The following is an 18963-nucleotide window of genomic DNA, read 5'->3' as shown; positions in this document are numbered from 1 at the left end:
AGACTATCTTAAAGCAACTGCGGCTGTTTTATTAAGCTGAAACAGCTCCCTGTTTACATTTTTAATATCCAACTTGAATACTTTGGTCTCCTTTCGCTGCATTTTGGAACCATAATCGTGGTAAATTGTTGCCTTTAGGTAGGTGGGGGTCAAGCTTTTGTTGCCCATATAATTAATGTTGATCTTCCAATTGCCGGGCAAGTAATCATCAATTAGAAATTCTGCGCAGGAATACCCCATTTCTTTTTCTTGCATAATTGTAGCCTTGTTTTCTGCCAGGGTATGCTCCCAGGTGTAAAACTGATTTTTGGGACTCACAAACTGTAGATCAAACTCTGCTTCGCCATCATTCCATTCAAAAACCAAACGGGTTCCCTCAAAATCTTCATTGTCCACTTTAATTTTTCCTATTTTATCCTTATTGAGCATTTCAGCCTTTTTCAAGGCCAAGAGATTGTTGAACTCCCTATTTATAATTTTTGAAAAGCCCGCAGAATCTGTTTCCATCATTCCCTTTTTCAACAAATAGAAATATCGGGAGTACAACACGGCAGCTCTTTTATCCTTATTTAAGTTTCGGTTGCTGTTGGAAAGATCCAGATAGGATTGGGCGTATTGCGGTCTCAGGATAAAGGCTTGTTTATATGCCTCGTAGGCTTTTTCATAACGGCCTTGGGCCTCATACATATAGGCCAATGCTTTAAGGTGTACTGCATTGTTTTTGAAGAGCCCATATTTCCTTTCGATGATGTCGTCCGCAAAATCGTTTTCGTTTCTTGATTCATAAAAATATCGATATGCATCCAAGGTAAAGAATGGAGAAGTTGCATATTTTGCCATATTCGTTTCATAAATATTTTTGGCCTCACTCAAGGATGTACTGGCTTGCAACTGTTTTAAATATGTTGGCGCCCCTTGATTTAGATCATTCTCGGTTAGGGCGGTGCCATCATAGATGTTGTTGCGCAGTCTGCCCATTTCATCATAGGTGTCATTTTCATCATACCAATTTCCACTGGCAGTCTTTGTATTGATCACAATCACTCCCCCTTTGCCCAATGTTCCATAACGCACAGTGCCAGTCAGGGATGGAATCAATGCAATACGCTCAATGTTTTGTACGTCCAAGAAATAGGGAAAATCGGTGAAAATTTGACCGTCGATATCATAGACCACGGGTACATTGCCCCTTAAAAAAACAGAATTTATGTTGTTTGAACCGGTAAACGGGGTGCCTTGTGGTCCTCTTCCCCTACCTCTTGTAAAAGGCATGGCAAAACCGAAGTTCAAGTTTGGAAAACGGCCCCGCAGTAAGTTGACGAGATTGTATTCGCCAGGAAGAAAATCTTCTTGGTCCAAAATTCGAATTGCATAACCCGCTCTGGATTTGTCCAAGGTTCCAAAAGCCGTGAGAATCTTTTTCTTCTGTTTTCTCAATTTGACCTGATCCATTACAGATTCTGCCTTTTTATCAACCTCGGTAACCGTGACGTTTTGTAACTGCTTTACTTTTGGGGAAAGGTCAACGTTTAAAACTCTTGTAACATCTTCTACCTTTATTTTCAGGGTTTCCATACCCCGTGCCGTATATGCGATTATATCACCGGTCTCCACGGGAACCTGATACCGGCCATCTTTCTGGCTGCTTGTTTTAACATCCTTATCCAATACCTGCACGCTTACGCCGGTCAAAGGTTCATCATCGTCAGAAACGGTTCCGGTAACCGTTCGAGTACCATTTTGTGAATGGGCTTGGGCAACAAATGCGAAAAGGATGAGAAGAGTAAGGAAATTTTTCATAGCAATACCATTTATTTAACAACAAAATGTTGAAAGTGAAACACTTATAACCATTAAGTTATAGAAATGGCAGCAAATCGCCAATTTTATTTTCCCAAATTTTACTTAATATAATTTTGAGGTAAGGTTTGCCTTGTCAAGAATAATGAAGGGAAACCTGTTTGGAAAGAATCAGTCCACCTTAAATTTGGCCAGTTCCTGCACCTGTCCAACATCTTGAAGGCGCACCAGGAACTCCTCCTCTCGCTGATTGGGCTTTCCAAAGTTGTATTGAACCCTGCATTTCAAAAATGTCGGCGCTTGCTTGCTGGGATTTCGGTTGCCCATATAGGTAACATTCAATAGCCAATCCCCTTTAGTCTCTGCGCCCACAATTTCGAACTGTTCATTGAAGAATCCTTGACGAATTTCATCAATTATCCCACTTCTATCAACCATTTCCGTATGCTCCCAATTGAAAAATCGCTTCTGGGGATTAACGAACTGGACCACAAATTCCGCATCAGGATTGTTCCAGTCCAGGACCACTCGGGTATTATAAGTAAGGTTGTTATAATAACTTGGGTTTACTTTTGAGACGTCCAATTGGCTTCGTTCTCTATTAATTAAATTACGTATTTCCGTTCCAATAAGTTTTTCGTTCCTGCTAAAATCCACTTTGGGGTTCGCTTCTCCTGTGATCATCGCATTTAACGTGTTTAGGGCCTCCTGATAATGGCCGTTATTCCCTTCGGCAAGGGCCACATCATAATACGATTGTATTTTATTGGGAAACAGCTCCAATTTTCGCTGCGCTGCCAATAGGGCCAATTCATGACTGCCCTTTTCTGAGCATTTCAAGAACATCCCGCTCAACTCTTCATAATTGGGATTGTCCTTTTCTAAAATGTTCGATACGATTCTTTCCCCAATGTCAGGGCTGGAGGCATGGAAGAACTCGAAGACATCCAACAAATATTCGGTGTTTTCTAGGTAATTCTTCCGCTGGGATAGGTAAATATCATAGGCTTCTTGAAGTGTCTTACCTTTTTTTAGTTCCCTCAGGTACGGTGTAACCAATGTTTTGTTGTTTACCTGGACCTTTCCATCATATATATTGTTCTTCAATCTTGCTAAATCCTTTCCTTCACTAGAAGAACCAGAAACCGTGGCTGTTTTGGTAGTTATTAGTAGTACCCCATTGGCGCCAAGACTGCCAAAACGATTGGTAGCGGAAAGACCTTTCAACACTGTGACTTCCGCAATGTTTTGCGGGTCAATGAAATCAGTGTCTGAAATTTTTCCTGAAAATGAATTAGACCTTTCAATGGGAACTCCATCAACTACAATTAGTCCATAATTGTTTCCCAATATGGAATTACTAGGTCTCATGATCACTTGGCTCAAATCATCATTTTGCCCTAATCGAACTCCGGAAAACTTACCTTGCACCGCATTATTTACAGTGTACGATATATCCGAAATATCATCTTCGGTTATCGATTGGACCGCATAACCTATTTTATCCTTGTTTTCTTTTCCAAAGCCCGTGGTAGCGAAGTTCTCGCTAGGTTTTTCAATGGCCTCTCCCTTTAAAACGATTTCTTGCAGCTGTATTTCAGTTTCTTCAAAAGAAAATACGAGGTTTCGATTTTCTTCCAAGGGAAACTCCGCGGCCCTCCCATCTTTGGAAACAACCAAAGTGTCACCAATAACCCCATTGATGTTGAATGCCCCTTGATCGTTAGTGTAAACCTGGTTTTGGACATCACCCTTTATGTATACCAAAGTGTTTGAAACTCCGGTGGTCCCACTGTAAACAACCCCAGAATACTGGTTTAGATCATTATCCTTTTCCTCCACGTCTTTTCTTTCTGGAAGATTGACCAAATTTCCATTATTCATAATGGCCAAAAGGTTTAGATTGGCCCTGTCAAAATCCTTTTTGCCGTTGATGATGAAGAGTTCACCTTTAAATTGTGGGGAGCCCGAATACATATTTTGACGGCCATCGGTAAAGAGCAGCACCTCGTCTTGTCCAGCATATTCCCCCAAATTTTTGTACGATGTGGCTCCATCGTGAAAATGAGCGGAAAGTTTTTGCTTCAAACCATCCCAGTTTCCATTTGAAATTGTAAAAACATCTTTGGATAACACTTTATCACTAAACGTAAGGAGTGTGACCTCGGCTTCTTTTACGGTCTGGAAATAGGCATCCAAAAAATAGAATTCCCTAAAGGTATCCCGATCCTGCATGGAAAGGGAAACATCCCAACAAATGGTAACCAGTTTCTTGTGCTGTGAGAATGCTAAAATTGAAAAGAACAGCAAAACAAATAATAACTTAGATTTCATAGCAATAAAAGTATTGAGGAGCCAGAGCACATACCATTAAAACATTGTTTGGATTGGCATTGATTAATTGCTCTTTAAGCTAAGGTTTTCTGTACTATTTTTGACGCATTTATGATTTTTTTAAGGATTTGTGAGCGTCTTCCCAACCTTAATAAGCAGCTAGTTTGAAAGCTGTTGTTTGGGTCTGGGTATCAACATCAGTTCCGTTTGTCTTCCATTGACATATCGAAATCCTTCTTCGCCAAAAAAACCGGCCTCTTCCAGCATAATGCGAATGTCCCGTTTCCATTCAGGAATGTTTACCGTGGTGTTCAATTCTATGGCATACACGGTGTTCGGATTCAATGGATAGTTCTCCCCGTCATCTTTCATTACCCCTCCCTGGGAATCCCACATGCCAATGGTAGTGCCCGCAGAATGGCCATAGGAGCCCAAGGGATGCGTATATATGGCAGGGTGCAACCCTGCTTCCCTTCCTTCTTTTAGGGCCTGCGCTAAAATTTGATTCCCCGTTCGCCCCTCAATCATGTTTTTGGTCAAGAAATCCTGCACCCTATTGCCATCCTTTAACGCATTTATCAAAAAATCCGGTGCCTTGGTTTCTTCCGGCTTCAACACATAAGCCAACTCCTGGCAATCCGTGTTCAGCCTTAAATACGTTATGCCAAAATCGCAATGCAGCAAATCCCCTGGTTGAATGACCATATTGTCCGGTCTTCCAGAGAACGAGTACAGATGTCCCACCAATTCTCCACTGCTCCTTTGGATATCCACGGTGGGATGAAACCAGGTTTCAAGGCCCAAATCGGTGACTTTTTGACGCATCCACCACTCCACTTCAGTGGTCGTGGTTATTCCAGGGGTTATCACTTTCTCGGAAAAAGCTTCGGCAATTATATCGTGCGTGATATCGACCAATTGGCTGTAAATGGTCATTTCCCTTGGTGTTCTGGTTTCAATCCATCGCACAGCCAATTGCTCGGCGGACATGACCTTTGAATGATATTTTTTGGGAAGATTGGCCATAAATTCGTCATAATCCGTCTTGTCCAATCCATCTGCGATGTTGTGGTCCTTGGAAAAATTGAGTCCTATTTTTTTTGGATCTCGCTCTTCAATCAACTCCATAAGACGTTTCCATTTATTGGGTTCCTTTTCCTTGTCCCAGGCCGAGACAATGCTTTTTCCAACGTTGTATCGGGCCACCGCCAGTTTATCTATGATTTTTTTCTCCTTGTCCCTATAAAAAACGAGAATCGTCCTTCTGCGGGCGTTAAGCCATGTTGCGGGCAACATGGTCTTCAACACAGGGTCTTCGTTGTATTCCCTGGATATGACCACCCACAAGTCGATGCCCGTATCATCCATGAGCTGTGGAAGCAGCAAATTGAAACGTTCTTCAAGAATTTCATCCACCACCCGTGCTCGTTCGGATTCCGGTAAGATTTGTTGCGAAAAAGCATTATGGGATACCACTAAAAGGAGCGTCAATATGAGTTTTTTCATCGGATATGATTATACAGGAAAGTTACGAAACTCAGACTATAAGGGACAAAGTTTTATCACGTTGAATTTTTCCAGTGCTGGTCTCTATAAATAAATCCAAACAGAAGATATCCTTCGGCACTTCGTATTTATCAAGTGCTTGCAACGCCCTTATTTGATGAAACAGCTTGTCCTTGTTGCATTTTGGGTCTTCAACGACCAGAATCAGGCGTTGACCCAGAGCTTCATCCTCGATGCCGGCAACAAAGAAACGAGCATGAATAATGGTGGCCAGTTTTTTTTCGATTTGTTCTGGAATCAGCTTTATTCCACCGGAATTGATGATGGAATCGTATCGACCCAGCCACTTGAAATGGGTTTCATCATGGAGTTCCACCAAATCATTGGTGACGATGGGGTGTGGTGAGCGCTTGGGCGCGTGTATGATCAAACATGTTCTTTTATCCTGTTCAAAACTTATATCGGGCAATGCGTGGAATCCGTCCTTATTCTTCCTTAAATCTTTAATGGCAACATGGCTTATGGTCTCCGTCATTCCATAGGTCTCATAAACTTCTGTTGGCAATCCCAGCAGTTCTTTTTTTAAGCGGTCCCCAATAGGTGCTCCGCCGATGATCAACTTCTTTATTTTTGGTAATTTCTCCAAGGAGTTTTGGGCCTGTAAGGGAACCAAGGCCGTGAAATCATATTCTTTAGTTATAAGAGAAAGGGGGTCAATACTAGGTTCTACATAATCCAGTTGCCAACCCAAGACCATTGAACGGACCAACATCATCTTTCCAGCGATACTTGAACAGGACAAACATAAGAGGGCTTTGGTTCCTGGCCCCAAATGGAAATAGGTTCCGGTTGCCCTTGCAGATTCCATCATCCATACCTTCTTAATTGGAATTGATTTTGGTTTACCAGTTGAACCAGAGGTAAAGACATCGATATGTTCGTTCGGAGAAATCCAGTCCAGTAGGAACTCGCCTATGGCCATCTCAAAAGGTTCGCCCTCTTTTATCAAACTATAGCCCACCTCTCCCAAATCCATGGCGGAATAATGTATTCCATTGAGTTTGAAACTGGGATGGACATCAAGCCATGTGGGACTGTTCATCGTTTTTAGTTAGAAATTCCTGTTGGTCCAATACCTTCCCGAAAAGTTTTTCTTTCCAATTTTTCCAACCATATTTTTTGGCAAAAAACAGCAATAAAAGGGGATAAATCACAAGCACCGGAATGAAAACGTCCCAACCCAAGGCCGGTTCGGACACATCGCGATAGATGGAATGGGTCTGAAAAGCTGTCCAGTCCGCGGTGACCAGTAGGGCCGTTATCAAATTATTGGCGGCATGAAAACCCAGGGCCAGTTCCAATCCTTCATCCATTAGGGTTAAAATGGCAAGAAAGAAACCCGTTCCAATGTAGTATACCATAATACCATAACCCAATTTTTCAACCTCTGGGTTTGCAAGGTGCATCAATCCAAACAAAACCGAGGTGACGACCAAGGGAACCCAACGGTTCTTGGCCCAAATGCCGAGCCCCTGCAACATGTGCCCCCTAAACAAATATTCCTCAAAACTTGTCTGCATAGGAATCAAGATCATGGCAATAATGAGCAGCACAATGAACTTTTGGGCATCAAAATTAAGCACGTAGTCATCGGGTGAGAAGTAAATGTCGATTCCCGTGAGCAAAACGGTAATTCCTCCCCAAAAGGCAAAGGCGAAAAAAACCCGCTTCCAATCAATTCGCTTTCGTGAGGTGGTCAGGGACGTAATGGACTGTTGATGAACAATATAGGTCCACAATAGCACAACCAAAAGACCAACCGCAAGGGGGGCCAGTAAAATGATCAAGACCAGATTGGAACCCAACTTCTCAATTATTTGTGCCATTGTTTCCTCCACACTCACCGGGGAAGTAATGGTGGCAATGTAGTTCAAGGCCATAAATGCAATAAATGCCACAGGGATAATGGCATATTTCCAAAGACCGATGTTTCCCTTATATCCTTGTTCTATATACATAGTTGTTTGATTAAATCCAAGTTCCAGTTCCTTTCTTTTCTATAATATAAGTTTCCATTTGCAACTTCCAGCGGACATGTAAAGTTATTGGTGTACAAACTGCCAGTGCCCAAACCCTGCGGCATTTCATTTTCAAGGGTATAGGTCCATTGGGCTATGGCATTGAGCCCGATATTGCTTTCCAGGGCGCTCGTGATCCACCAACCTATGTTGTTCTGTTCCGCCAGGGAAATCCATTCGCTGCAGGCAGCAAAACCACCCACCAGACTTGGTTTCAGAATGATGTACTGTGGCTTAATGGTTTGTAGCATTCTTTCCTTTTCGGTTACATCAAATATGCCAATTAATTCTTCATCCAGTGCAATTGGCAAAGGGGTATCTTCACACAGTTGGGCCATGGCATGCCATTGCCTGGGTTTTATGGGCTGTTCTATGGAATGGATTTGATATGCGGACAATTCTTGCAGCTTTCCCATCGCTTCATGAGGGCCAAAAGCTCCGTTCGCATCCACACGAAGTTCAATTTCTTCTTTAGAAAAGCGATTTCTTATCGAATGAAGGATTGCCAGTTCTTTCTCAAAATCGATGGCCCCTATCTTCATTTTGATGCACTTAAAACCCTCCTGCAGTTTTTGTTCCAATTGCGAGAGCATAAATGTCTCATCACCCATCCAAATCAGTCCATTGATGGCTATTGGTTCTTCTTTCTCAGTGAAGTTAGAGGGGAAAAGCTTGAAAGGATCTTTGGATCTGAGGGATAAAAAAGCCTGTTCCAGACCAAAACGTATGGAAGGAAACAAGGTCAATCGTTTCAAAAGTTCAGCCTCTCCCAATGCAATGTTCTGGCAGGTCCAAGCCAGTTGCTCCTCATAATCCGGCACATCATCAAAGCTAAGGCCACGCAAAACTCCACATTCGCCTACCCCCATGTTACCTTCTTCTTCCAAAAGTATGAACCAGGTTTCCTTTTGGGCAAGCACTCCTCGGGAAGTACCGCTTGGGACCTTAAAATCAAGATTGTACTTTGTGTAGGTAGCTTTCATTCGATGGATTCAAATTTAGCTTTTTTGAATCCAAAACAAGGGAGAAATAAAGCGGATTTTGGGCCTTAACTGAAATTAAACCAAAAGCGTACCCCCTCCACATTCTTGTCAATGTTCAGTTTGGATTGCAATTGGTTCACCAATCGGTTGATCAGTCGTATTCCCATGGAAGAGTGGCTATGGTCGTCGGTATCCTCCGGAAGTCCCACACCATTATCGGTATATTCAAAATAGCCCTGGCTGCCATTTTTTCTCAAATGGATGTATATTTTTCCGTCATCGTCATTGCCCGGGAACGCATATTTGAAGGAATTGGAGACCAATTCGTTCAAAATCAATCCAAATGGGATTGCCCGGTCAATATCCAATTCTGTGCCCTCCGCATCAATGGTGATGTTGATGTTATGCCCTCCTTTTTTATACACGGATTGCACACTGTTGATGAGGCTTTCGATATACCCTTGCATTTCTATCACCGATAGGTCATCATTTTGATAAAGCTTTTGATGGATCAATGCCATGGCCTTTACCCGGCTCTTTCCTTCTTCCAAGGCTTCTATGGCCGATTTGCTTCGGGTATTCTTGGTTTGGAGGCTCAACAGGCTGGAAACCATTTGCAGGTTGTTCTTCACCCGGTGGTGAATCTCCTTCAACAAGGAATCTTTTTCGATAAGGGCGTTCTCGATTATGTGCTTCTGTTCCGCGATCAAACGTTGGTTCTTGATACTTTTTAAGTAGGCATAGACCAATCCCGCGAAACCGAGCAAGGTGAAGATGAGGGAAATGAACACCAAATTGATCCTCTCATCCTTGGCCTTCATTTCGCTACGTGCCAGTTCGTTGATTCGTTTCTGTTCGTCAATCAAACGCTGGGAATTCTCCAAATCCTCGTTGGCCACAATGGTGACCAATTGTTGTTTTATAAGTGCGGACTGCTTTTGCGCCAAGGAATCCTTGATCCGTTCATTTCGTTTGTAGTAGGTGGCAGCGTTTCTATAATTCTCCACCTTGTCATAGTACTCTGCGAGCAAACTGTTTCTCTTGATGTTCTGAAGTACGCTGATATTGTCAAAATCAATGTCTAACATTCGCTTTGCGGCCAGGAACTTTTCCAACTGCAGGTTGGCATCGGCCAGATACAGGGTATTGTCCACCACCTCACTCTTATGGTTGTTCTTGGGTGATCCGTTCAGAACCTCAATACTGTTTTCCAAAAGAGGGATAGCTTCTTCATATTCGCCCAACATCACATGGCACTTGGCGATATTGCCCTCTATTTCCGCTTTTAAAAGATCGCTCTCAAAAAGCTGTTCTTCGGATTTTTGTATGGAAATATCGTTGATAAAAACATCCAAATAGGCCTTTGCCTTTTTCAGTTCGCTCATCGCTGTTGGCGCCGAATTGTCCAATCGCAGATAATTGCCCACCTTTCCATGGTATCTGGCCAACCCGTAGGAATCGTTGTCGGCAATGGTGGGCTTAACCTCCATGATGTATTGGTTCCTGGCCTTTCTGTAGAGCCCTAGGTTGCTGTATATATCGTAAAAGGCGACATTCTCCGTTATGCCCAGCTCCCTTTTTTGCTTTCTTATCTCGATTTGCTTGTCGAACAACTGCAGGTTGGCATAGTTATCATCCAACACGTTCAGCACGACTTTTCTGGAATCGGAATCCAGGGAATCCAATTCGGTATGAAGTTCCTTGGCCAGGGCGGTACTCTTGTCGAATTCTCCCAGGTCGTTGTACAATTGTGCCTGCATTACCTTGTACAATCGCATGGCAAAGGTATCCTTGGTCTTTTCGGAGTTGGCCAGGTATACCTTCACGGTATCCAACCAATCGTAAGCGGAATTGATATCATATCGGTTCACTGAACCAAAAAACACTCTAAATCTTTCCGGGGCGCCCTGTGTAGACTGGAAGTCATCAAGCACGTTTTGCCTTTCTCCCTCCAAGGATTGGGCCGTGGCCATCTGCACGGATGCCATTAAAAGGAAAATGAAGAAGAATCTGGCGTAACGTTCCATTAATTTACCTGATAGTACATTCAAAAAAACCCGAAATGCTATTGTTTATGTGCCCTTTACTGCTAATAGCCCCTTATTGTTGAATGTAACTCTGCGCTGTTTTAAAAGGTTGTACAAAACCTGTTTGAAAATGCACTCTTGGTCAACGTATGGGGTATATAAAGAACGTTATATTACTTTCAAAATTAGATTCATTGGGAGAGACTTGATTGGGATTGTTGTGAAACCTTCAATTTCTGTTGTGAAAGTTACTTGGCCGTATGTTAAAGTGCAATTGGTCGATGTTTTTGTGCATTTCACGGAGTTGGGCGATTTACGGCCCTATAACAATTGAAAAAGGCCTTGCTTTTACCACAAGACCCTTTTACGAGAACACTATATGAAAATGAAAAAATTACTTTCTGAATCAATTACATAGCTAAAGTATACCACTGCCGCCGTAGATGGAAATTATTGTTGCGAAGCCCTTGATAATTGTGGTGATGGCCTTTTTAAGGACCATAAAACAAAAAAACGCCCCAGAGATTGGGGCGTTCTTCATGGTTTCTTACGAATTGTATCAACTGTTCATGGACGAGATGATGAACTCCTTAAAATCCTTGGAAATTGGAATCAGGTTATTGTTGATCATGATGTCCTTGGAATTGATGGCATCAATATGGTCCACATTTACGATATAGGATTTGTGTGCTCTATAAAATTTGTTGCGTGGCAATTTTTCCAAATAATCCTTGAGTGGAGAGCGCACCAAAAATTTCTTGTCCACCGTATTTACCTCTAGGTATACATTGTCCGCTTTGATGAACTGGATATCCTCAAACTGAATTCTATAATATAGATGTTGTTTTTTTACGAAGATGGAATCCTTTAGGATGGAGTTGGAGACAATACCTTCGCCATCACCACTGTCATCCGTCATGTTATCCCTCATTTTTGAGTTATAGTTGAAATTGGAAAGTGCAATCTCAATTGAGGTATATAGGTCCTGTTGCTCGAAGGGTTTGACCAAATAACCGTCCGGTTTGACCGTTTTGGCATTCTCGACGGTGGCCCTATCGGAGTTTGAGGTGACAAAAATAAATGGAATGTTATAATTGTCCCTGATGTGCTTTCCAAGGTCTATGCCTGTTTTATCGGAAGCCAATATAATGTCTATGAGCACTAAATCCACGTGATTGTTCTTCAATACATCAACGGCCTGTTCATATACAATAACATTGTCCACGATCTCATAGCCGATCTCTTCCAGCATGGACTGCATGTCATCAGCGATGATCACATTGTCCTCTACAATCAATATTTTAATCGGATGTTCCAAATCGTTCAAAGTTTAGTGGGTTGCATCTCAAAATTACAAAAAATTATTTACAGCAAAACAGTACAACAGGGATAGTAAAAAAGTGCTGAGTGCCAATTTTTTAAGTTCTCCATCAAGTTCCCCTGGTTCTTCGGTAAACACTACCTTTTTTAGATGGATGGCCATGGGCAAAAATGCCAGCAGAAAATAGGAATCCTTCCATCTCAAATGTTCAACCCATGCATGCATGGAAAAACAGATAAATGCCATTGCAATCAAAAAAACATGGTAACGCTTGCCTTTCTTAAATCCCATTTTGACGACCAAGGTGTTCTTTCCATGCTTCTTATCAGAATGTATGTCCCTAAGATTATTGAGATTAAGCACACCAACGCACAAGAGTCCTATTCCTATCGCCGGAAGCAATGCACTCCAACCAATCGATTTTGTATACAAAAACATACTGCCCAGTACCCCCAACAATCCAAAGAAGAGAAATACAAACAAATCTCCCAAGCCCATATAACCATAAGCGTGGGACCCCACCGTGTAGCGAACGGCAGCCCAAATACTCAATACCCCCAGTATAAAAAAGAAGGAAAACAGGCCGAAATTATCATTTCCAAAAGCCCTATAGAGAAGACCAATAGCAAGAACCATGGTAACGCCTATGGCAATCAAAATACCTTTTTTTAGGGCTTTTCGGGAAAGAAGTCCGCTTTGGAGCACTCGGGCGGGACCGATTCTATCCTCATTGTCAGTACCCTTTACCCCATCACCATAATCGTTGGCAAAATTGGAGGTCACCTGAAACCCCACGGTCGTACATAGGGCCAACACAAAAATACCCAGGTCAAAAAAACCCTGTTTCATGGCAAGGGCGGTGCCCACGATAATCCCTGAAAGTGATAATGGAAGGGTGCGCAATCTTGCCGCCTGCACCCAGGTTTTTAATGATCCCAAATTAATAAGGGTCTTCAATTTTTATACGCTTCCCGTCCTTGTACGATGCTACAAATGCATCCTTGAAGCCCATGGCAACCAATTGCTTCCTGAAGGATTGGGCCTCATCCAATGTCTCAAAATTTCCTAGGGAATAGGCGTAAAAGGGATTTGTTTTTACAAAAAGTGTATTGGTGAGCGCTTCCGACGCCAAAGTGATGTTGTTGTCCACAAAGGATTTGACCTGAACGGAATAGATTTTTTCCTTGTCCAAAAATGCTCTGGCAAGATAAAACTCCCGAACAAGACTCAATTCTTCGTTCTGTGTCCTGAGGTTGTCTATCCGTGTCTTTATCGCATCCAGGCTATCAATGGAAACCAACAGATTGTTTTGGTTTTCATAGGATTTCTTGCTGCTAAGGCCGGCAGTGAACGAAGTGATGGCCAAGACGCTGATCAAAAAGAGTGCTGTTATGCCCATCAGTACATTTCGTTGCAGCTTTAATCTACGCAGATCTTTGTTTTTGAACTTTATCTGATCTAAAAGTCTTTCATTGATTATCTGGGCCTTATCTATGTCCTTGTGCAGGTCCAACAAATCACTTTCTTCAATAAAAGGCATATAATCTTTGGTATTTGGTTAAAAACCATGCTAAAAGCATAGTTGTCAATAAGTTAATGCAGGATTCAACAAATGTAAAATTTTTGGTGAAAGAAAAAAACTTAAATGGGCAATTTCCGAATATATTGTTACAGCAAGCGAATACCGTCCTCCACAAGTGCTATTCTGCGTTCCCGGTACAAGACCCCCACACCCTTTTTAAACGCTTTCTTGCTCAATTGCAGTTCTTTTTTGATTTCATCCGGTGACGACTTATCATGCAATGGCAGAAACCCCTTGTTCTCATGGAGTTTATCAAGAATGCGCTTTGCTGTGGGTTCAAGCATCTTGGCGCCAATGGGCTGCAATGACACGTCAATTTTGTTGTCCTCCCTTACATTTTTGATGTAGCCTTTCAATTCACTTCCAATGTGCAAAGGTGCAAATACCTCATTGGCAAAAACCAATCCCTTGTGTTTGTTGTTGATGATGACCTCCCAGCCCAATGGTGTTTTTCGGCCCACAAGAAGGTCTACTTCTTCGTTTATATCATAGGAGGCATCTTCATTGGAAAGGAATCTGTTGGTCCGCGTTGACCCGGTAAGTCGAAACGATTTCTCATCCAAATAGCAATGTACCACGTATTTTTTGCCTTCCTCCATTTTAGTGACCTGTTCCCTAAAAGGTACCAAAAGGTGCTTTTCCAATCCCCAATCCACAAATGCGCCGTGATCTGATACTTGTGCCACTTGCAAAAAGGCAAAACCGTTGCGTATTACTCTTGGCTTCAAAGTGGTTGCCACTGGCCTCTCATTATGGTCCAGGTAGCAAAAAACCTCCAGTTCCATGTCCAGTTGTATGTTTTCGGGCACATACTTATTGGGAAGCAGTATCTCGGTTCCCTCATCATCACTAAGAAAAACACCTACGCTTGTACTGCGTATGACCTTCAATTTATTATAATTTCCCAGTTCTATCATGTAGCGACAATGAAACCAAAAGATAGGTATAAAAAAACCGCCCGAGCGGACGGCTTGCCTTTAAAAGGTATAATTTCTACTTGTATACGGATTCCTTTCCAAAATACTTTGCGAGCATATAATAAATCACCGCGCGATATTTGTTCTTTTCCGATCTGCCATAGCCGTCAATTACCGAATTGATGGCATCCAATAGGCCCGGACTATCATTTAGACCCAATTTTTTGATCAAAAAGTTGTTTTTTACAGTCTCCAATTCCTTTTCATCAGAGCCCGAAACCTTAGAGGCATCCAAATTATAAATAGCGGGACCTAATCCTACGGCCACCTTGGTCAATAATTCCATGTCCGGTGTCTCCCCAAATTTGTCCTTGATGTCCGCTGCGTATTTTTCAATCAATTCATCCCTTTTGCTCATAACTGTCAGTGTTCTTCGGTTTATATACGATAGGCCTAAGATATGAAATCGAAATAGTCGAGCAAAACTTTATTGTTGACTTTGCTAGGGGTAAAAATTTCCAGGATAAAAGGCCGGTCCGATGGTCCATAAAAGTCGTGCAAGCACTTTTTCAATGATTCCCCATAGGAGGCACTTTTATATCCAAATCCATACATGTTTGCCAAATGTTCGGCATTGAGATGGTGACTGGTCTCAAAAAAAGTGGAAAATTCCTCTGTGTCCTCGTTCCCCGGAAGTATTCTAAAGATGCCTCCCCCGCCATTGTTTATTATGATGATCCTGAAATCCTTTCGGACATGGGTGTTCCAAAGTGCGTTGCTGTCATAAAAAAAACTTAGGTCGCCCGTAATCAACAAGGTCGGGGCTGTGGCATGAATGGAGCTGCCAATCGCCGTGGAGGTGCTGCCATCAATACCGCTTGTCCCCCTGTTGCAGAACACCGCCAGCGAAGGGTCCATCGGGAACAGTTGTGCATAACGAACCGTGGAACTGTTGGCAAGGTGTACCTGAAAATTTGCGGGAATGGATTTGATGATTTCATCATAAACCAGAAAATCTGAAAACGGAATCTGTTTGAGATAGGCTTCCTTCCTAGCCTCATAGCTCCTTTTCACCCCCTCCCATTGGATTCGATACGGACTTTTGGGAGTGGCAGACGGTTTGATTTTCTTTAGAAAATCATTGGGGTCCATCTTCATGTGCTTGGTCAATCCAAAAAAAGTGTCGTACGCTTTTTTCGAATCGACATGCCAATGCGCCTTGGGACCATATTTTCTTAAGAAGGCCTTGATCTTTTTGGAGACAATCATTCCCCCAAAGGTTATCAATAGATCGGGTTGCAGTGCTTGGAACCGTTGTTCCCTATCCGCAGATTTTTCAATCGGAGCGATTATACTATCAATACTTGGAAAAAAATCCGGGTGGTGCATGTTGGAAGTGGTTTCCGTAAAAACCAGGGTTGAACCACCTTTTGCCAGGGCCTCCAGGGTTTCCTTTTCCATGGTTCCAGGGATATTCACACCAACCAATACCATTGTCCGGTGACTGGTGTTCCATTTGGCTGCCAGTTCGTCCCAATTTTCATCTGGCTCGGATGCCGTAAACTTTTCAGTCCCTGAAGCGATTTTTATGTTTGGGGATTCCATAAGTCCGTACAAAGGTTCCTCAAAGGGAATATTGATATGTACCGGGCTGCTATCGTATTTGGCAACATCAAGTGCAATTGACAGTTCTTGTTCATTATAGGCTTGTATCGCTTCCTGGGTTTCCTGCATTAGAACTGGGGCAAACTTGGCTATGACCTCTGATGCATGCGTAACATCCAACCTGAGGTTGGCCGAATATCCAATGTGCTTTTCCAGCACATCTTCCTGCCTGATGGTCTGTCCATCCCCTATATCAATCCGGTAGCTTGGTCTGTCCGCAGACACCACGATAAGGGGAATATCGCTGTAAAATGCCTCGGCAACGGCTGGATAAAAGTTCAACAAGGCACTGCCCGAGGTACAGATAACAGCTACTGGTTCCTTTAATTGCTGTGCCATTCCCAGGGCAAAAAAAGCAGCACACCGTTCGTCCACAATGCTATAACAGTTGAAGTATAGATTTTTGGTGAAACCCAAGGTCAGTGGCGCATTTCTAGAACCTGGTGAAATAACAATATGCTTGATCCCCCTGGATTGAAAATAAAGGACCAATGTTTGGGCAGAGGGAATGGAAGAGTACATCATGGATTGCAAAAATACATTGCAAAACAATAATCCCCAATTTGGCGAGCATCAAATTAGAGTACCCTTAGCATGGTCTGGCTTTTGTGCTGTGTCTCCATCCATTCACTTTCCGGTTCGGATGCCCCTGTAATACCCCCTCCGACAAAAATTGTGGCTGTTTCGTGGTGGAGTTCCATACACCGTAGATTCACAAAAAGTGACAGGTCCTTAGTACTCCATAAGTTTAGCTCTCCAAGAAATCCAGTATAAAAGCTTCTATTATAGCCCTCATTTTCATTGATAAATTTATTTGCCATTGCCACGGGTATGCCACAAACGGCCGGGGTTGGATGTAGGGACGTAATCAGCTTGCCCAAATCCGCATTGGGTAGTAGTTCCCCAATAAATTCTGATTGCAGATGCCATAGATTGCCTGCCCTTATGGATGTAGCTTCTCCCAAATCCAGTTTTGTGGTAAAAGGGAGCAATCTCGTTTTCATATATTCCGAAACCAGGCGTTGTTCTTCAATTTCCTTGGTCCCCCATACTGGTTTACTGCCTGCTTGAAATGCCATGGTGGCCGCCAGGGACATGGTCTTTATTCTGCTATCCTTTATTTGGACCAGAGTTTCCGGGGTCGCGCCACACCAGAGACCCACTTTGGGATGATGCAGCAAGTAGGTAAACGCTCTTGGATAGCTTCGCAAAAGATCTTGGAAAATCTCAATCGCACCTTTTGACTTTTTGGTTGTTATCTTTCGAGAAAGTACCACTTTCTCCAATCCTCCAGTTTGGATTTCCTTTATCCCCTTTTGCACCAGGTCCATATGAAACTGTTTTCCTGAAGGAATCTGTTTTACGCTTTTTGTTTCTGAAAAGGGTGGTTCTGCAAAAATTCCTGTTTGGATTTCATCTGCCTTGATCAAAACAATTTCCTTTCGCTTATCAAACGGTGCGAACACAAACCCTCGCTCTTCGAAGTTCGGGGCGCAATGCAGGACCTTGCCATCCTGATAAATAACTGTTATCTGCTTTTCTCCTGGTTTTCTATAGCCAACAAATGGAAGGTCCGCTTTTAACGAAGCGGTCATTTTGTCAAAAATAGTATCCAAAGTTTTAGGTTCTGGGCAGGGCAATGGTGGTCAATTTACAGTTGGAGATCAAATGACCTTCCTCATTGGTTATCTTGATTTCCCACAGTTGTGTGGTCCTCCCCTTGTGCAGCAGGGAAGCACGTGCATAGACATATCCTTCCCTAATGGATTTAACGTGGTTAGCGGAAATCTCGATTCCCCGGACAAAGAACTGTTTGCCATCCAAAAAAATATAGGATGCCGCACTTCCCACACTTTCGGCTAGGGCCACAGAAGCGCCTCCATGCAAAACGCCGTCCGGTTGGTGCACTTTTGGAGTAACGGGCATCCGGGCCAACAAAAAGTTCTCTCCAACATCAATGTAATCGATGTCCAAGGTCTCCATCAACGTCCCTTTGCAGATTTCGTTACAAACCGACAGAATTTTCTCTTTATGCGCTTCCATCCTCCATTTTTTTGTAAAATTACACAAAGCTATGGCAAACGAACGCATGGATGCAGACTTTATGGTTTCAAATGAAAAGACCGTTGATTATACGGCCCAAAACATCTATTTGACGGGAAACACCTTTGGCGATAAGACCAAAAATGTCTGGTTGATATTTCATGGCATTGGCTATCTCAGTAAATATTTCATGAAATATTTTGATAGCCTGGATCCCGAGGAAAACTATCTGGTGATTCCGCAAGCGCCTTCCAAATACTACCTGAAAAACGATTATAAGTATGTGGGGGCGAGTTGGCTGACCAAGGAAAACACGCAAATGGAAATCGATAATGTGCTCCGCTATCTGGATGCTGTGTTTGAAGCTGAAAACATTCTGCCTTCGGTGAACCTGGTAGTTTTCGGTTTTTCACAGGGCGTATCCATAGCATCGCGCTGGTTGGCCCATACCAAAGTACGCTGTAAGGAACTTATTCTATATGCCGGCGGCATTCCAAATGAATTGACCCCAAAAGACTTTGATTTTATCGATTGGAACTTTACTTCAATAAAAATGGTCTATGGAAGCCAAGACGCCTATCTGCTTCCTGAGCGATTGAAGTTGGAAAAAACAAAGATTGAAAAACTCTTTAAGGGACATGCGCAGCTCGTTACTTTTGAAGGTGGTCACGAAATGAAACCCGAGCTGCTCCCTACCCTGATTTAAA

At 42.8% G+C, this 18963-nt stretch carries 16 protein-coding genes; 1 reads left to right on the top strand and 15 read right to left on the bottom strand.

The genetic code is table 11. The annotated features are described in order from the left end of the window. Positions 1-3: 3 nt before the first annotated feature. The 15 genes from K7G75_RS09495 to K7G75_RS09425 form a co-directional block, all read right to left on the bottom strand. Positions 4-1800 (bottom strand): carboxypeptidase-like regulatory domain-containing protein, encoded by a 1797-nt coding sequence (locus K7G75_RS09495; protein ID WP_222984013.1) that lies wholly within the window; start codon positions 1798-1800, stop codon positions 4-6. A 171-nt stretch (positions 1801-1971) separates the two neighbouring features. Further along, positions 1972-4134: a TonB-dependent receptor plug domain-containing protein gene (locus tag K7G75_RS09490; protein WP_222984012.1), complete on the bottom strand. Its 2163-nt coding sequence runs from the start codon at positions 4132-4134 to the stop codon at positions 1972-1974. A 159-nt stretch (positions 4135-4293) separates the two neighbouring features. Then, positions 4294-5640, bottom strand: coding sequence for a M24 family metallopeptidase (locus tag K7G75_RS09485; RefSeq protein WP_222984011.1), 1347 nt, complete (start codon positions 5638-5640; stop codon positions 4294-4296). Positions 5641-5671: 31 nt separating this feature from the next. Further along, positions 5672-6742 (bottom strand): AMP-binding protein, encoded by a 1071-nt coding sequence (locus K7G75_RS09480; protein ID WP_222984010.1) that lies wholly within the window; start codon positions 6740-6742, stop codon positions 5672-5674. Beyond that, the gene (locus tag K7G75_RS09475) at positions 6720-7658 is read right to left on the bottom strand and encodes a CPBP family intramembrane glutamic endopeptidase (protein ID WP_222984009.1); all 939 of its coding nucleotides are present in this window, start codon (positions 7656-7658) and stop codon (positions 6720-6722) included. The genes K7G75_RS09480 and K7G75_RS09475 overlap by 23 nt, the downstream gene beginning before the upstream one ends. Next, positions 7649-8701, bottom strand: a complete 1053-nt coding sequence (locus tag K7G75_RS09470; RefSeq protein ID WP_222984008.1) for an o-succinylbenzoate synthase — start codon at positions 8699-8701, stop codon at positions 7649-7651. Before K7G75_RS09470 ends, K7G75_RS09475 begins: the two co-directional genes overlap by 10 nt. Before the next feature lie 65 nt (positions 8702-8766). Continuing rightward, positions 8767-10728, bottom strand: coding sequence for a sensor histidine kinase (locus K7G75_RS09465; protein WP_222984007.1), 1962 nt, complete (start codon positions 10726-10728; stop codon positions 8767-8769). Between the two features lie 559 nt (positions 10729-11287). Further along, the gene (locus tag K7G75_RS09460) at positions 11288-12046 is read right to left on the bottom strand and encodes a LytR/AlgR family response regulator transcription factor (RefSeq protein WP_222984006.1); all 759 of its coding nucleotides are present in this window, start codon (positions 12044-12046) and stop codon (positions 11288-11290) included. Between the two features lie 33 nt (positions 12047-12079). Next, entirely contained in the window at positions 12080-12988 is a 909-nt protein-coding gene (gene menA, locus K7G75_RS09455) for a 1,4-dihydroxy-2-naphthoate octaprenyltransferase (protein WP_222984005.1), read from the bottom strand. 1 nt (position 12989) lies between these two features. Further along, positions 12990-13589, bottom strand: a complete 600-nt coding sequence (locus tag K7G75_RS09450; RefSeq protein ID WP_222984004.1) for an SPOR domain-containing protein — start codon at positions 13587-13589, stop codon at positions 12990-12992. Positions 13590-13717: 128 nt separating this feature from the next. Next, complete coding sequence (locus K7G75_RS09445; protein ID WP_222984003.1) at positions 13718-14548, bottom strand: CvfB family protein; 831 nt, start codon at positions 14546-14548, stop codon at positions 13718-13720. Positions 14549-14624: 76 nt separating this feature from the next. Continuing rightward, entirely contained in the window at positions 14625-14966 is a 342-nt protein-coding gene (locus K7G75_RS09440) for a DUF2853 family protein (RefSeq protein ID WP_222984002.1), read from the bottom strand. Between the two features lie 35 nt (positions 14967-15001). Then, positions 15002-16738 (bottom strand): 2-succinyl-5-enolpyruvyl-6-hydroxy-3-cyclohexene-1-carboxylic-acid synthase, encoded by a 1737-nt coding sequence (gene menD, locus K7G75_RS09435; RefSeq protein WP_222984001.1) that lies wholly within the window; start codon positions 16736-16738, stop codon positions 15002-15004. 53 nt (positions 16739-16791) lie between these two features. After that, complete coding sequence (locus K7G75_RS09430) at positions 16792-17829, bottom strand: chorismate-binding protein (RefSeq protein ID WP_222984000.1); 1038 nt, start codon at positions 17827-17829, stop codon at positions 16792-16794. A gap of 4 nt (positions 17830-17833) precedes the next feature. Further along, complete coding sequence (locus K7G75_RS09425) at positions 17834-18256, bottom strand: PaaI family thioesterase (RefSeq protein WP_222983999.1); 423 nt, start codon at positions 18254-18256, stop codon at positions 17834-17836. Positions 18257-18287: 31 nt separating this feature from the next. On the opposite strand from K7G75_RS09425, the gene K7G75_RS09420 reads away from it, so the two are divergent. Next, positions 18288-18962, top strand: coding sequence for an alpha/beta hydrolase (locus K7G75_RS09420; protein WP_262420311.1), 675 nt, complete (start codon positions 18288-18290; stop codon positions 18960-18962). The last annotated feature ends 1 nt before the right edge of the window (position 18963 follow it).

Origin of the sequence: Flagellimonas meishanensis, assembly GCF_019880545.1 — a bacterium.
GTDB lineage: Bacteria > Bacteroidota > Bacteroidia > Flavobacteriales > Flavobacteriaceae > Flagellimonas > Flagellimonas meishanensis.
This window is presented reverse-complemented; position numbering and strand designations above follow the sequence as displayed.

Bases quoted from the DNA above. Each gene is read 5' to 3' on its own strand.
- K7G75_RS09495 (WP_222984013.1), bottom strand. From the start codon at position 1,800: ATGAAAAATTTCCTTACTCTTCTCATCCTTTTCGCATTTGTTGCCCAA.
- K7G75_RS09490 (WP_222984012.1), bottom strand. From the start codon at position 4,134: ATGAAATCTAAGTTATTATTTGTTTTGCTGTTCTTTTCAATTTTAGCA.
- K7G75_RS09485 (WP_222984011.1), bottom strand. From the start codon at position 5,640: ATGAAAAAACTCATATTGACGCTCCTTTTAGTGGTATCCCATAATGCT.
- K7G75_RS09480 (WP_222984010.1), bottom strand. From the start codon at position 6,742: ATGAACAGTCCCACATGGCTTGATGTCCATCCCAGTTTCAAACTCAAT.
- K7G75_RS09475 (WP_222984009.1), bottom strand. From the start codon at position 7,658: ATGTATATAGAACAAGGATATAAGGGAAACATCGGTCTTTGGAAATAT.
- K7G75_RS09470 (WP_222984008.1), bottom strand. From the start codon at position 8,701: ATGAAAGCTACCTACACAAAGTACAATCTTGATTTTAAGGTCCCAAGC.
- K7G75_RS09465 (WP_222984007.1), bottom strand. From the start codon at position 10,728: ATGGAACGTTACGCCAGATTCTTCTTCATTTTCCTTTTAATGGCATCC.
- K7G75_RS09450 (WP_222984004.1), bottom strand. From the start codon at position 13,589: ATGCCTTTTATTGAAGAAAGTGATTTGTTGGACCTGCACAAGGACATA.
- K7G75_RS09445 (WP_222984003.1), bottom strand. From the start codon at position 14,548: ATGATAGAACTGGGAAATTATAATAAATTGAAGGTCATACGCAGTACA.
- K7G75_RS09440 (WP_222984002.1), bottom strand. From the start codon at position 14,966: ATGAGCAAAAGGGATGAATTGATTGAAAAATACGCAGCGGACATCAAG.
- menD (WP_222984001.1), bottom strand. From the start codon at position 16,738: ATGATGTACTCTTCCATTCCCTCTGCCCAAACATTGGTCCTTTATTTT.
- K7G75_RS09425 (WP_222983999.1), bottom strand. From the start codon at position 18,256: ATGGAAGCGCATAAAGAGAAAATTCTGTCGGTTTGTAACGAAATCTGC.
- K7G75_RS09420 (WP_262420311.1), top strand. From the start codon at position 18,288: ATGGCAAACGAACGCATGGATGCAGACTTTATGGTTTCAAATGAAAAG.